Raw genomic sequence first — 14,549 nt, 5'->3', positions numbered from 1 at the left:
ATGCAGCCTGTCAGGAGGGTGCTCTGGCACGACATCCGGGTCTCCCTGCGCAAGTCCCTGGGACGGTTCATCTCCATCGTATGCCTGGTGGCGCTGGGCTCCTTCGCCCTGGTCGGGCTGAGCGTGACCGGGCCGGACATGCGGCAGGCCGGCAACGCCTACCTGTCCGACCACCATCTGGCCGACCTGATGGTCATCAGCAGCTACGGGCTGGACCAGGAGGATCAGGATGCCATCGACACCGCCCCCGGCAACTCAGGAATCGAATACGGATATCTGAAGGATGTGGTGCTCAAGGGCACCGACAAGAGCCTGCGCATCTACTCCGCCCCCGACAGGATCTCCACCTATGAGCTGGTCGACGGATCCATGCCGACCAGACCCGACCAGATAGCGGTCGACACGGCCCTGGCCGGGAGCCACCCCATCGGCAGCAGCATCCAGGTGGTTGAGAAGGCCGACCAGCTGGGCAGGAAGGTCTTGAGGCACCACAAGCTGCGCGTGGTGGGCACGGTCAGGTCGACCGAGATCCTGAGCAAGGTCAACATGGGCCCCTCCACAGCCGGATCCGGATCCCTGGACTCCTACGCAGTGACCACGCCCGGGGCCTTCGACTCGGACGAGTACATGATCGCCCGCCTGACCTTCAAGGACCTGGACCGGATCAGGGACCACTATTCCGACCAGTACATCCAGGCCCTGCAGACCCACAAGGACGATCTAAACAAGATCCTGTCAGGCCGCCCCACAGCGAGGCTGAACGCCATCAAGGCCCCCCTGAAGCAGAAGCTGGACCAGGGGCAGGACCAGGTGGATCAGTCAAGACAGGAGCTCGAAGGGAACCGGCAGCAGCTGGACCAGGCCAGGAAGGATCTGGACCAGGGTGCCCAGGGCATCCAGTCCGCCAAGAACCAACTGGCCGCCAAGACGGTGCAGGCCCAGGCGGCCATCGACCAGGGACAGCAGGAGGTGGATCTGAGCTCGGCTGAGCTGGCCCGAAAGCAGAAGCAGTACCAGTCCTCCGCCAACCAGGTGGCCCAGGGCAGGCAGCAGGCCGATCAGGGACAGCAGGCCATCGACCAGGGACAGGCCAAGCTTGATGGTTCCCGCCAGCAGCTGGAGGGCGGCAAGGCCCAGGCCGACCAAGCTGTAGTCCAGGCCCAGGCAGCGCAGAAGCAATGCAGGCAGGGCATCGCACAGGTCACCGGCCTCATTCAGACCATCGACGCCCAGCTGGCCGCCCCCGGGCTGACCCCCCAGCAGCAGGAGGAGCTCAACCGCCGAAAGACCGGGCTCCAGGCCCAACTGGCCGAGCTCAACCGGCAGTCGCCGCAGATCGATGCCCTGGCAGCCAAGGCCAAGGCGGGCCGCGATGCCTTCATGACCAACCAATACACCCCCGGCATGGCCCAGGTGGCAGCCAACCAGCAGACCCTGGACGCAAAGCGCCGGGAGCTGACCCAGGCAAGAGCCAAGGTGGAGGAAGGCGAGCGCCAACTGGCCCAGGGCAAGGCCCAACTTGATCAGGGCTCAGCACAGCTGGCCCAGGGCAGAGCCAAGCTAGCCCAGGCCCGGCAGCAGCTGGCTGGCAGCCGCGCCTCGGCCCAGGGGCAGATCGACCAGGCCCAGGCCACCCTGGATCAGAAAACCGCTGAATACCGGACCAAACTGGACAAGTTCAAGAGGGAGAGCCCGGACGCCCAGAAGAGGATCGACGACTCCCAGAAGAAGCTGAACAAGGCGGCCGACCAGCTGAGCCGGCTGGAAAAGCCGGTCTACGCCCTGGACTCTCGTCGTGAGGCGCCCGGTTCGGAGGGCTACAAGGTCTACGCCTCCGTCTCATTCATCGTGGACTCGCTGGCCAAGGTCTTCCCCTACTTCATGTATCTGGTGGCAGCCCTGGTCACCTTCACGACCATGACGCGCTTTGTGGACGAGGAGCGGATCAACGCCGGAACGCTCAAGGCCCTGGGCTACAGGGACCGGGATGTCATGGCCAAGTTCCTGGTCTACGGCGGAGCGGCTTCGGCCCTGGGCGCCCTCCTGGGCATCATCGCCGGCCACACCCTCCTGCCCTGGATCGTCTACCAGGCCTATGTCCACGCCTTCGACATGCCGCCCATCCGCTACGGCTTCCACCTGCCCATCACCCTTCTGGCCTGCCTGCTGGCCTTCCTGAGCGCCGTGGTCCCCGCCTTCCTGAGCGCTTGGCGGGAGCTGCGCGAGAAGCCGTCGGCCCTCCTCCTGCCCAAGCCGCCCAGCGCCGGATCGAAGATCTTCCTGGAGCGCATACCCCTGATCTGGAACCGGCTCAGCTTCACCCACAAGGTCACCGCCCGGAACATCTTCCGCTACAAGCAACGTATGCTGATGACCATCTTCGGTGTCTGCGGATCGGTGGCCCTCCTGATGGCCGGTTTCGGCGTGCAGGGGTCCATCTCCGCCATCAACGAGCACCAGTTCGGCCAGGTGATCCGCTACGACCTGATTGCCGCCGAGAACAGCCAGGCCACATCCGACCAGCGGCAATCCATCAAAAAACGGCTGGAAAAGCCCGATGTGAGCCGCTCCCTGAACGTGCGCTACGAGGAGATGAGCAAGACAGCCGGCCACAACGCCGACAAGCAGTCCATCACCATGATCGCGCCGGCCAGCGCCGAACACCTGGACGACTTCATCCGCATGGACACCCGGTCCGGGCACAAGCCCCTGAGTCTCGAGGGCGACGGCGTGATTCTCTCCGAACGGATCGCCCAGCTGACAGGGACGAAAGTCGGCGACAGGATCACCCTGCAGGATTCAGGCGGCAGGGACAGGACCATGCGGGTGGACGGCATCTGCGAGATGTACCTGGGGCACTTCGTCTTCATGAGCCCATCGGCCTACAGGACCGTCTTCCACCAAGACTTCTCGCCCAACGCCCATCTGGTCACCTTCAAGGACTCCAGCGCGGCGAACACCAGAAGGCAGGCCGCCTCCTTCATGCGGATCGACGGGATCCAGGGGGTGGTGCAGAACACGACCCTGATGAGCCAGATCGACACCGTGGTCAGGTCCCTGAACATGATCATGCAGGTGCTGATCATCGTGGCCACCCTGCTGGCCCTGGTCATCCTCTACAACCTGACCAACCTGAACGTGGAGGAGCGGATCCGCGAGCTGAGCACCATCAAGGTGCTGGGCTTCTACGACCGCGAGGTGACCATGTACATCTACCGGGAAACCATCCTCCTTTCGGCCATCGGCGTCCTGGCCGGGTACGGGTTCGGGGCCTGGCTGCACCACTACATCATCACCACCGTCCCGCCGGACAACGTCCTCTTTGACCCCTCCATCAGCTGGGTGGCCTTCGTCGTGCCCCTGGTCATGATTACGGTCATCACCGCCGGGCTGGGCTGGATGGTCAACAACAAGCTCAAGCATGTGGACATGCTGGAGGCCCTCAAGTCGGTGGACTAGGCCATATCGGCATTTACCCATGCTGATGGCGTAAGCTGGCACTCCAAGAGTCCATAAGTCCATGCCATTGAGAACCCAGAAAGCGGAGGACGACGGTGCTGCAGATCGAACACATCTCCAAACAGTACAAAACGGGGGACTTCGTCCAGCAGGCCTTGAACGATGTCAGCGTCAACCTGCGCGACAACGAGTTCGTGGCCATCCTGGGCCCCTCCGGCTCCGGCAAGACCACCCTGCTCAACATCATCGGCGGGCTGGACCGCTACGACCAGGGCGACCTGATCATCAACGGCACCTCCACAAAGAAATACAAGGACCGGGACTGGGACTCCTACCGCAACCACACCGTGGGCTTCGTCTTCCAGAGCTACAACCTGATCCCCCACCAGAGCATCCTGTCCAACGTGGAGCTGGCTCTGACCATCTCGGGCGTGCATCGGCAGGAGCGGCGCGAACGGGCCAGGCAGGCCCTGGAGCAGGTGGGGCTGGGCCAGCACGTGAACAAGCGGCCCAACCAGCTCTCGGGCGGGCAGATGCAGCGGGTGGCCATCGCCAGGGCCCTGGTCAACAACCCTCGCATCCTCCTGGCCGACGAGCCCACCGGAGCCCTGGACTCCGAGACCTCCATCCAGATCATGGAGCTGCTCAAGGAGGTGGCCCAGGACCGGCTGGTGGTCATGGTCACCCACAACCCCGAGCTGGCCCACCAGTACGCCACCAGGATCGTGGAGCTGCACGACGGTTCGGTCATCAGCGACTCCGACCCCCTGCCCGACGACCAGGTGCCCATCCGCCGGGCCCGCCACCGCACCTTCGGCAAGGCCTCCATGGGGCTGCTGACCTCCCTGTCGCTGAGCTTCAACAATCTTCGGACCAAGAAGGCCCGGACAGCCCTGACATCCTTCGCTGGGTCCATCGGCATCATCGGCATCGCCCTGATCCTGTCGGTGTCCACCGGGGTCAACCGTTACATCGACAGAATACAGCGGGAGACCATGACCTCCTACCCCATCACCATTCAGGAACAGTCCTTCGACCTGAACAAGATAGTGGACTCCGCCCAGGAAACCCAGAAGGAGGCCAAGGCCCACAAGGATCTCAAGGCCATTCAGCCGGACGACTCCAGCGTCAAGGGGGCCTCCAGCCTGACCAGCAGCATCACCCAGAACAACCTGACAGACTTCAAAAAATACTTGGACAATCCCAAGAGTGAAATCCACCAGTACGTGGGATCCGTCGGTATCCAATACTCCTATGCCACCAAGTTCTCGGTCTTCGGACACGATCCGGACGGCAAGCTGGTCTCTGCGGACAAGGTGACCATGAACGGGCAGGACGACGCCAGCTCCACCGCCAGCCAGATGGCCACGGCCAACACCGACAGCGACATGGGCGACATCCAGTCCATGCAGATGTCCTACCTGACCGGCAAGACCGAGAAGAACAAGGCCCCGGAGATCTTCGGCGAGATCATGCCGGGGGCCGATGCCAAGACCACCATCAGCAAGGTGGTGACCGACAACTACCAGGTGGTGAACGGCACCTGGCCCAAGGCCAAGGATCAGGTGGTCCTGGTGCTGGACAAGAACAATCAGATGCCTGTCACCAGCCTCTACAAGCTGGGCATCCTCCCCTCCAGCCAGTACACCGACATGATGAACAAGCTCAACAGCGGCCAGGAGGTCAAGGTAGACACCAAGCCCATCGAATACGCCAAGGCCATGGACCAGAAACTCTCCCTGGTGCCCGCTGCTGACCAGTATGCCAAGGGGACCGACGGCCACTATCACTACATCGGCGACAACACCGACCAGATGACCAAGGCCGCCGACCAGGGCCTGCAGCTGCACATCGTCGGCATCGTCCGCCCCAACCAGGGGGCCAAGGCCACGCCACTCAAGGTCGGCGTCGGGTATACCCGCCAGCTGACCGACTACCTGATTGACCAGGCCAAGACCAGCCCCATCGTCACCGACCAGCAGGCTGACCAGGGCCATAGCGTCCTCAACGGGATGGCCTTCGCCCCTGCCGACGATGCCGCCAAGGCCAACGACGCCAAGGCCTACATCGCATCCCTGGGCGTCAGCCAGAAGGCCAGCATGGCCCAGGAGATCATGAAGGGCTCGGCAGCCATGGCCGGCCAGGATGCCCAAGGTCTGGGTCAGGGCCGGGCCGGAGCCGCTGCGAGAGCCCAAGGTTCTGCGGGGATCCCCACGGGGGCCTCTGCCGAACAGCAGACGGCCCAGGCCTTCGACCAGTACATCGCCACCGCCCCGCAGGACGCCCTGGTCGCCATCTACAACCAGTATGTCTCCACCGGCACCTACGCCGACAACCTGAGCGACTTCGGCCTGATCTCCCGGGACGCCCCCTCCCGCATCAGCATCTACACGGACAGCTTCGAGAACAAGAATTCCGTGGGCGACTCCATCAAGCACTACAACGACAAGGCCGCGGAGAAGAACAGGATCGTCTATACCGACTACGTGGGCCTGATGATGAATTCAGTCACCACCATCATCAACGTCATCACCTACGTGCTGATAGCCTTCGTCGGGGTCTCGCTGGTGGTCTCCTCCATCATGATCGGCATCATCACCTACATATCGGTTCTGGAGCGGACCAAGGAGATCGGCATCCTGCGCGCCATGGGCGCCTCCAAGCGAAACGTCTCCAACGTCTTCAACGCCGAGACCGGCCTCATCGGACTTCTGGCAGGTCTGCTGGGAGTGGGCATCACCCTGCTGCTGATCATTCCGGCCAACAGCATCATGCACCACTTCATGGGGACCACCGAGGTGAACGCGGCCCTGCCTGCATCGGGCGGCGTGGCCCTGGTTATCCTGAGCGTGGTCCTGACCCTGATCGGCGGCCTGATCCCCTCACGGAAGGCGGCCAAGCAGGATCCCGCCACCGCCCTGCGCACCGAGTGAGGCTGAGCGACACTGGGTGACACTGGCAAAGAAGTGAATTCCCGCACAGTCGGGCCTTGGGGGCGGTCCCTCTTTACTCGGGAATGCCATAATGAACCCCGTGAATGAGCAATCCAATCAGATGACAGATCAACAGAAACGGCAGCCCCTCTTCCCCGGGCGGGCCTTCATCAGCACCGTCCTGGACGTGGTCGAGAGCAAGAAGACCATGAGCGGCGCCCTGACCGGCAAGTACATGCAGCGAGCCACCATGGCCGGCCTCTTTGTGGGTATCTTCTTCACGGCCTACTTCGTCATCATGGGCCAGGCCGGCCAGAACCCCGCAGACCACGGCCTGATCCTGTCAGGCCGGGTCCTGGCGGCGACCACCTTCGGCTGGGCCTTGGTCCTGATCTACTACACCAACTCCGAACTGCTGACCTCCAACATGATGGTGGTCACCATAGGCGCCTATCACAAGCGCCTGGGCTGGCTGGCCTCCCTGCGGATCCTGGTCCTCTGCCTTCTGGGCAATCTGGCCGGAGCCCTGATCGTGGCCGTCATCCTGCGCTTCTCAACCATCGTCAGCGGCCCCACCCTGGACCAGATGCTGGCGGCCGCGGCGACCAAGACCGGCTACGTCTCCGGCGGTCCCATGGGCTTCGCTGACCTGTTCGTGCGCGGCATCCTGTGTAACTTCTGCATCAACATCGCCATGCTCATGGTCTACAACGGCAAGCTTTCCAACGACTTCACCAAGTGCATCATCATGGTCGTGGCCGTCTTCGTCTTCGCCTTCTGCGGATTCGAGCACTCGATAGCGGATTCGGCCCTCTTCCTCATCCTGGGCGTCTTCGGGCGGGTCAACGCCTGGAAGGCGATCTTGGTGGTCCTAGTAGCCATGCTGGGCAACTACATAGGCGGCGGCATTCTGATCGGCCTGAACTTCGCCACCATGAACGACGAGCGCCGGTTCAAGGCCTGATGCACACCTCTATATATAGTGGGTGAACCATTGTTACCTGGGGCAGTACCATGATCCGGACCATCGGCTGGTCCAAGTCCAGGATTGGTTGGACCGTCAATTGTTGCCATAACCGATCTTCATCGGCCTTGCCCTGACCGTGGCGGAGCCGTGGACTCCCGAATCATCAGTCGTGACGATATCTGCTCATCCCCCATTGCGCGGCTCTGCTGCAGCTGATCAAGGTCCAGCTCCTCCTCTTCACTCGCCTTGCGGGTCCCGTTATCTCCCTCGTCACCCCTGTCTCCCTTGGCAGCCGTCTGGTCATCACTGTCAGGCCAATGAGCCAAGCGTTCAACAGCCTTGGCTCCTATCCCCTGGAAGTTCTGCCGCCAGGTCGTAATGCTTGGGACGGTCACTTCACCGATGGGGTTGCCATCGAAACCGGCAACACTGACATCATCCGGAACCTTCTTGCCCTCGAGAAGAATGCCTCGTATGACACCTGCGGCCACCTCATCGTTGCCAGCGAAAATGGCTGTGATCTCCGGAAAGGAGCACAGGTAGCGTCCAATCTGCTCCGCCTTCCGGAAATCCCAGGTGCAGGACAAGGGTTCCTCGATAGGAGCCCCTGCCTCTTCCAGAGCACGCCGCCAACCCAAGCATCGCGTAAATTTTTTGTCATCTTCGGGAATGGACACATGGAAAACGGTTTTATGCCCCAGTCTCAGTAGGTACTTGGTGATCTGGTATCCGCCTTCATAGGCGCCTATCCGCAGGCTCCCCGAAGCCAGGTCAGCTTCATCCACGATTACGGTGGGTAGCGATCGCGCAATATATCCGGCGAAAGAGTGCAAGAGACTGGAACGCTCCACGTCCAGGATGATGCATCCGACCGGTCTGTTCTGGATGAGCTGATCTACGGTCTCCTTGACCTTCTCATGACCATTGCCAACCAAGGTCACTGTGACCAGATAATGCCGTCGGCGTGCAGCCAGTTCGATCCCCTGCAACAGCTGCATGGATCCGTATAGGGATATATCCGTAGCGATAACCGCGATGGACTGAAATTCATTGGACACCAGGGCTCTGGCAATGGTATTGGGTCGGTAATTCAAATCCTCGACAGCCTCAGCTATGACCTTGCGTTTGCCCTCGCTCAGGTTACGGCCACCATTGAGGTATCGGGAAACCGTGGAAACGGAAACACCGGCCTTTCTTGCCACATCCTTGATGGATGGAGCCCGTTTTCTCCCCGCAGCCATATGCAACCATCCTTCCACACGCAGACGCCCGGCAAGCCCATTACAGGCTGCCGGGCGGCCGACGCAAAACCATCAATCACCCTATCCGATTGTGTCACAATAGGAAGGTGTGGTCTTTCATACACCGAGCTACTTCACTTCACCGCCCCGCCGGTTATCCCTGAGATGATCTTCTTCTGCGCCACAGCGAAGATAATCAGCAAGGGCAGGCTCATCAGAATAATGTAAGCAAAGATGTAATGCCAATTATTCAGATAGAGTCCAGCATTAGCCACGTTGTAGAGGTTCAGCGGGAGGGTGTCCATCTTGCCCGAGAGGATAAAGAGGGCATAGAAGACATCATTCCATATATACAGAATGAGCAGGATGGTCGCCGAAGCCATTGTGGGCCCTAGGAGGGGCAGAACGATGGTAAAGAAGACCCTCATAGGCTTGGCTCCGTCGATTCGAGCAGCTTCCTCTAAGGAGATCGGGATGGTGCGAATGAACCCGGTGACGAAGAAGATGACCGTCGAAAGGTAGATCCCCACATAGACGCAAATCATGCCGATGGCGGTTCCCGCCAAACCAATCATCTTCAAAAGCAGCATGACCGTAACCACGGCCGGCGGCAGAATCAGTCCAGATATGCATAGGGCATATACCAGAGCCATGGCCTTGGTGGCTCGTCGAGCCAAAATCCATGAAGCCATGGAGCCGAAGATCAAGGCCACCACCACAGAGGGAAGCGTCACCAGGAGAGAACCGAAGAATGCCGGAATCATCTTGCCCTGAGCGAGGACGATGCCGAAGTTTTCAAAGAGATGCCACTTGGTTGGCAACGCCAAAGACAGTCTTAGGGCCTCAGCCTGATCCTTACCCGCCGTTATGACCAGCAGGTAGAAAGGCACCCCTAGGCAAACCACAACTAGGAAGACCAGGAGAACAGTGTGAAGCACCCTCTTGCCCAGAGCTCCCTTGTGTCCGGCAGCATGCACGCCAGAATTGGTGGTGACGGGTTCAAAACTCGCATTACTCATAGTATCTTGGCCTCTCTTCTGCGAAGGTACCAAATCAAAGGAATGGCGATAATCATCACGACGACAAAGAGCAGGAGGCTCATCATCGTCGACTGTGAATACAGACCCTGGCCAAAGGTTCTCCAGACGAAGAGGTTGAGGATCTCAGTGGAGCCGCCAGGGCCACCTGCTGTTGTAGCCTGCACGGTGTCGAACCCATTCATTGAGCCAAGGAGGGAGGTGGCCACATTGAAAGTCACGGCCGGAGCTAAGAGCGGGAATTTGATCTTCCAGAAAATCTGCCAGGAATTGGCTCCATCGATTTCTGCTGCCTCAAGGACATCTTCATTGATGGTTTTGAGCCCGGACAGGTAAATGAGCATGGCCAGGCCGGCCCATTTCCAACCCTGGATTGCGGACACTATGACAATTGACCAGGTGGTGCTTCCCAGCCAGGCTGTGCTAATAGTCCTCCCGGCAACAAAGCTCAGTATCTGGTCCAAGGCGCCATTGGCCTGAAGGACGGCCTGCCAGACATATCCCACAGCGAGGGCCGACATGAGCACAGGAATGAAGAAGAGCACCCGGGCGATGCGGTTTTCAGTCGTGTCTTTTTCAAGAAAAACAGCCAGAATCAGACCAAACGTATTCTGGAAAAAGGCGACGCAGAGAGCGAAAACCATTGTGGTTCGCAAATCCCGGAGTAGTATCCCGTTTTTAAAGAGGCTCATGAAGTTGTCGAAACCATTGAAGGAAATGGTCGTCTTAAAGGCAGACCAGTCAGTAAAGGCATAGATGAAATTCAGAACCGTAGGAACGAAGAAGAAAACCAGCAGAACAGCACCTGCTGGAACCAGGAACCGAAGCGGGTAATTCTTTTTCATAACCGCGGTTTGGCTATGGGAACCAAGGGATCGGTTCCTACCCAAGCGTTTCCGGCCTTTTGCAGCAGGACCCGCAGTGAGCGCATCAGACATAAGAGGTCCTTTCTTCCGATGTGATTATTAAATTCATGCGTATGAAATCCAGAAAGAACGGCCGGAGGAATTACCCATCCCCCGGCCGCTGCTTTCCTTAGAAGCCCTTCACTCCCTGGGCCTTGGCTACCTGTGCGAACTGATCCTGTGTGGTCTGGGCGACCTGTTCCGGCGTCATGGTTCCATTGACCATGCTGGCCAGGTTGACATAGAGATCAGGATTTGCCAGAGCTAGGAGCTGCATGGAACCGACGCTGTGCTGAATGGACTGTGCCGCGTCCAGGGTGGCCTGAGGCACAGTGTTCGGCGAATCGACGTTCTTCAGAACCGAAATGATGTTCTGCTGCTTGATGAAAGCCTTGTAGCCATCAGTCATCCAGAAATTGAGGAACTGTCTGGATGCTGCCTCGCGCTTGCTGTCCCCGCTTTTGAAGGCCACAACTGCGTTGGAGCCATCAGGAATAACAGTGGTATAGTTGCCATCCTTCGACACGGGGAAGTACCCGATCTTCTTATCCAGAGCGCTCTTGTCGTGGTTGGCCAAAGCTGCTACGGCGAAGAATTGACTGGCATTACCGAAGATCATCCCGGTCTTCCCGTCCCACAGGGCCTTCTCCTGGGCGGTGTCCTTGGCTGAGCCGGCATCTGCATTGTAGAGCCCCTTCTTGAAGAGGTCCTGGTAGTTGGTTATCGCTTCCATGATGTCCTTGCCGGTGAATTTATCCTTGCCCTGGTTCACACGGTCCCATAGACCCCCTTTTGCAGCTTCGGCCAATTGGACCTGGACAGCCCACTGCGTACCCCATTGGGAACCGCCCATTTCGAAGAGTGGCGAATCCACGCCGGGGATATTGGCATCCTTGATTTTCTGGGCAGCCGCCACCAATTCGTTCCAGTTCTTGGGTACCGCCTCAAGCCCTGCAGCCTTGAAGACATCCTTGTTGTAATAGACGCCCATAGTCGCAGGGGCGCTCACCATAATCGCATATCTGTTGTTCTTGTAGAGTCCAGCCTCGTCGTCTATCCCCTTCTTGTAATTCTTCTCAAAGGGGGCATTGTCGAGTTTCTGCAGCTTGCCTTGGGAAACCAGACCGGTCAACATGGATCTGGTCGGCTGCCAAAAAGCCAGGTCAGGAGTATCGCCAGTCGTGATCTTGGTCTGTGAGTTGTTTTCATAGACTTCCGGAATGGTAACTACATCAACCTTGGCACCCGTAGCTTTCCGGAAATCCTTGACCACCTGAACCGGAATATTGTTAGCTTGGGGCGAGCTCCAGAACTTCAAGGTCACACCGTCCAGCCTGGCACTCGCCTCCGGCCAGTAGCCGGACGCCTTGGTGTCAGTATCATCACTGCTAGCAGTCGGATTGCCGCATCCGGCTAAAGTGCCCACGCACAAACCCGCAGCAATCACCAGACCAGCCAAAGCTCGAACGGTCTTTCGTGATGAATCGATCTTCCACTGGATCAACTTCATTGTTTATCCCTTTCCGCCCCTGCCACCCGCAGATGGCAGGATGGCAGGGACTTTCACATCACTCACGTCTTTTCAGACTGACGACCAATCACTCCCTGATTAAGAGGGTCCTGGCCGTATACCCTTCTTCGGGCATATGAACTTCTAGACTCCCCCTTCCTTTGTGCCAGACATAACGCCAAGAATCCGACTCACCATCAAGGTCCGTAAAACGCGGATAGAGAACTTGCACCCTGCAATCTCTGTTTGTGAACATAGGCAGAGGCAGATCGAGATGACCATCCGACGTGCACCTGGCCCAAACGGTGATCAGGATGCCGTCTCTAACCCCATCTGCTCCGTAATCACGTGCACTTCTGATGCCAAGGGCAAGCTTGTCGTCATACCAACCAGGCAGTCCCAATGGCCAGAACGGTACACCCGTAGCTACCCGGCCGCCAATGATGCGACGATAGACATCGATCGCATCTCGGACCATCTTCAATTGATGCTCGGAGAACCGATTCAGGTACCCCGACAAGAAGAAGTGCCCCAGGAGGGTGTTGGTCAGAGCAAAGCAAAAGCTCTCGTCATCCATATCGGCAGCCGGATACGCCCAATTGCCAGCCTGCTCGGGAAGCATGGCCATGGGCGCTGTGGCACTTATGCTCGCATACCGGCCGAAGTCCTGCTGATCCGATGTAGAAAGAAGATGAAATACGGAAGACTGGGCGAAATCCGTCCGCATACCTCCGGACGAGCAGTTTTCGATGATCAAGTTAGGATGACGACGATACAGCCCCTTGATCCATTCCCGATAGGCCCGGTTGTGGCCGAGAAGACCGTCACCAGGACTATCCGCGCGATACGTGGTGCCTGGACCAGGCATGACATTGTAGTCGAATTTAAAATAGCCAACTTCGAAATCGCCAACAAGCCTGTCGATCACCTCGTTCATATGGCTTATGGTCTGAGGGTTTCTGAAATCAAGCAGGTACCTATTATGTTCCACTACTCGATGTCCTGCGTGCTGGAAGAAGGCAGAATCCGGCAGTTTCTCAGCTAAGGGGCTTTTGATTCCCACAACCTCTGGCTCAAGCCACAAACCTGGTACCATATGCTCACGCTTAATGGCATCCATGACCTCATCCAGGCCTCCGGGAAATCGGGTCGTAGATGGCTTCCACTCCCCGACTGATGGCCACCAATCACCGGTGTCGTCATACCAGCCGGCATCAATGCAGAATATTTCAGCACCTACGCTGCCGGCTGCCTTGATCAAAGGCAGCAAGCGGTCTGTGCTTGGGTCGCCATTGAGAGTATTCATATAATCGTTGAAGATGATCTTTGGAGTCTTCAGCTTGTCCGTCGCAAGATGCCAGTGTCGTCTATAGTTGGTAACCGATTCAACGGCTTGGTCAAAGTTACTGGAAGGAGCCACCGAAACAGGAACCGAAGTAAATTGCTGGTCCTTATGAAGCACCACGGACCAATCATGATTTTTGTAAGTCGGCCCACTGAGCGCAAAGTAACCCTCGCTTTTTTCGCTTTCGCCCACTTCCCAGCGCCATGGTCCGTTGTGCTCGATCTGAAAGAGCCAGGTGATGCCCTGCTTCGACGAAGTCAGAACACCCATCGGCAGAGCCTGTCCTGTGGAGAAGGTTCCCTCCGATATACAGGAGTATGCACCTTGTGGGGTTCGGCCCACCATATCGTTCTTGAGCAGGGGACATATTTCACGAAGCGATTTCCAAGACCAACGCCCCTCGCCTAGCCAGTCATTCCGACATTCAGCCAGCCGCCAATCTTCCAGCCCGTCCTTAGGCTCGCCAGGACCATCCGTTTGCCCGAAAAGCTGACAATACGTAGGGAGAGATTCAAGGACCAGGTCATCTTCCAAGGTGTTTTTAATGCTTGTCGTGACCTTGAACATCAGGTCACCGTCAGCTACCTGGAACAACTGGCTGCATTCAATCCCATGCTCTTGGCTCTCCTGGCGTATTTCCAGGTTGCTGACTCCATTCGTATGCCACGTTTTCCAAGATGCGAATCGCAGGGCCTGGCCAAGTGATGTCTCAATAAGCCTACGACCACAAATCGTATGACCCGTACCGCGACCAGAGGCTTCTATCTGCACCATGGGCAACCGACCCAGAAAAGTGATGCGTTGTGTCTTCGACTCGGTGGGGTCAGCAGGCACACGGTTGGACGATGTCCCGGCTGATTGTGGCAGGGATGAATACACCTCGTGGCGCGGGCTAAAGGTCATAGAGACTAGAGCAACAGGCCCATCCTCCCCGACATCGAACTCCATTTGTATACAATCGTTCCCCCATCGTAAGGGTGAAGATATAGTTGAATCTCCTTTTGGTATCGTTACCAATTCAAAGATCTCAGAACCATCCTCGCTCTGCATTGAATCTCCTAACAGCGACATTGCTTAACGAACCGACTCTCTCAGTATAACTGGTACCGTTCCCAATGCAAGTCGCAATCAAAATTCGTGTCTGTTCTTACC

Annotated in this window: 8 protein-coding genes; 3 read left to right on the top strand and 5 right to left on the bottom strand. The window is 58.2% G+C overall.

Translation table 11 applies throughout. The annotated features are described in order from the left end of the window. The 3 genes from ACUIAG_RS07130 to ACUIAG_RS07120 all read left to right on the top strand — a co-directional run bounded on the left by ACUIAG_RS07130 (position 1) and on the right by ACUIAG_RS07120 (position 7,356). Complete coding sequence (locus tag ACUIAG_RS07130) at positions 1–3,459, top strand: FtsX-like permease family protein (protein ID WP_445339490.1); 3,459 nt, start codon at positions 1–3, stop codon at positions 3,457–3,459. Positions 3,460–3,554: 95 nt separating this feature from the next. Next, complete coding sequence (locus ACUIAG_RS07125) at positions 3,555–6,392, top strand: ABC transporter ATP-binding protein/permease (protein ID WP_445339489.1); 2,838 nt, start codon at positions 3,555–3,557, stop codon at positions 6,390–6,392. 121 nt (positions 6,393–6,513) lie between these two features. Continuing rightward, a complete protein-coding gene (locus ACUIAG_RS07120) occupies positions 6,514–7,356 on the top strand; it encodes a formate/nitrite transporter family protein (RefSeq protein WP_445339488.1) in 843 nt (280 codons plus the stop codon). A gap of 119 nt (positions 7,357–7,475) precedes the next feature. Here ACUIAG_RS07120 and ACUIAG_RS07115 read toward each other — a convergent pair whose 3' ends face one another. The 5 genes from ACUIAG_RS07115 to ACUIAG_RS07095 form a co-directional block, all read right to left on the bottom strand. Further along, positions 7,476–8,600 carry a LacI family DNA-binding transcriptional regulator gene (locus tag ACUIAG_RS07115; protein WP_445339487.1) on the bottom strand — a complete coding sequence of 375 codons (1,125 nt, stop codon included), beginning with the start codon at positions 8,598–8,600 and terminating at the stop codon, positions 7,476–7,478. Between the two features lie 134 nt (positions 8,601–8,734). After that, entirely contained in the window at positions 8,735–9,619 is an 885-nt protein-coding gene (locus tag ACUIAG_RS07110; protein ID WP_445339486.1) for a carbohydrate ABC transporter permease, read from the bottom strand. Next, a complete protein-coding gene (locus ACUIAG_RS07105; RefSeq protein WP_396176806.1) occupies positions 9,616–10,482 on the bottom strand; it encodes a carbohydrate ABC transporter permease in 867 nt (288 codons plus the stop codon). The genes ACUIAG_RS07110 and ACUIAG_RS07105 overlap by 4 nt, the downstream gene beginning before the upstream one ends. A gap of 190 nt (positions 10,483–10,672) precedes the next feature. Next, entirely contained in the window at positions 10,673–12,052 is a 1,380-nt protein-coding gene (locus ACUIAG_RS07100; RefSeq protein WP_313839839.1) for an ABC transporter substrate-binding protein, read from the bottom strand. Between the two features lie 88 nt (positions 12,053–12,140). Next, positions 12,141–14,345, bottom strand: a complete 2,205-nt coding sequence (locus ACUIAG_RS07095) for a glycoside hydrolase family 36 protein (protein WP_445339485.1) — start codon at positions 14,343–14,345, stop codon at positions 12,141–12,143. Between the last annotated feature and the right edge of the window lie 204 nt (positions 14,346–14,549).

Source organism: Bifidobacterium sp. ESL0825 (assembly GCF_052606465.1).
Note: the sequence above shows the minus strand (reverse complement) of the source record. Positions and strands in the feature narration are given on the sequence as shown.

Bases quoted from the DNA above. Each gene is read 5' to 3' on its own strand.
- ACUIAG_RS07130 (WP_445339490.1), top strand. From the start codon at position 1: ATGCAGCCTGTCAGGAGGGTGCTCTGGCACGACATCCGGGTCTCCCTG.
- ACUIAG_RS07120 (WP_445339488.1), top strand. From the start codon at position 6,514: ATGACAGATCAACAGAAACGGCAGCCCCTCTTCCCCGGGCGGGCCTTC.
- ACUIAG_RS07115 (WP_445339487.1), bottom strand. From the start codon at position 8,600: ATGGCTGCGGGGAGAAAACGGGCTCCATCCATCAAGGATGTGGCAAGA.
- ACUIAG_RS07110 (WP_445339486.1), bottom strand. From the start codon at position 9,619: ATGAGTAATGCGAGTTTTGAACCCGTCACCACCAATTCTGGCGTGCAT.
- ACUIAG_RS07105 (WP_396176806.1), bottom strand. From the start codon at position 10,482: ATGAAAAAGAATTACCCGCTTCGGTTCCTGGTTCCAGCAGGTGCTGTT.
- ACUIAG_RS07100 (WP_313839839.1), bottom strand. From the start codon at position 12,052: ATGAAGTTGATCCAGTGGAAGATCGATTCATCACGAAAGACCGTTCGA.
- ACUIAG_RS07095 (WP_445339485.1), bottom strand. From the start codon at position 14,345: ATGGAGTTCGATGTCGGGGAGGATGGGCCTGTTGCTCTAGTCTCTATG.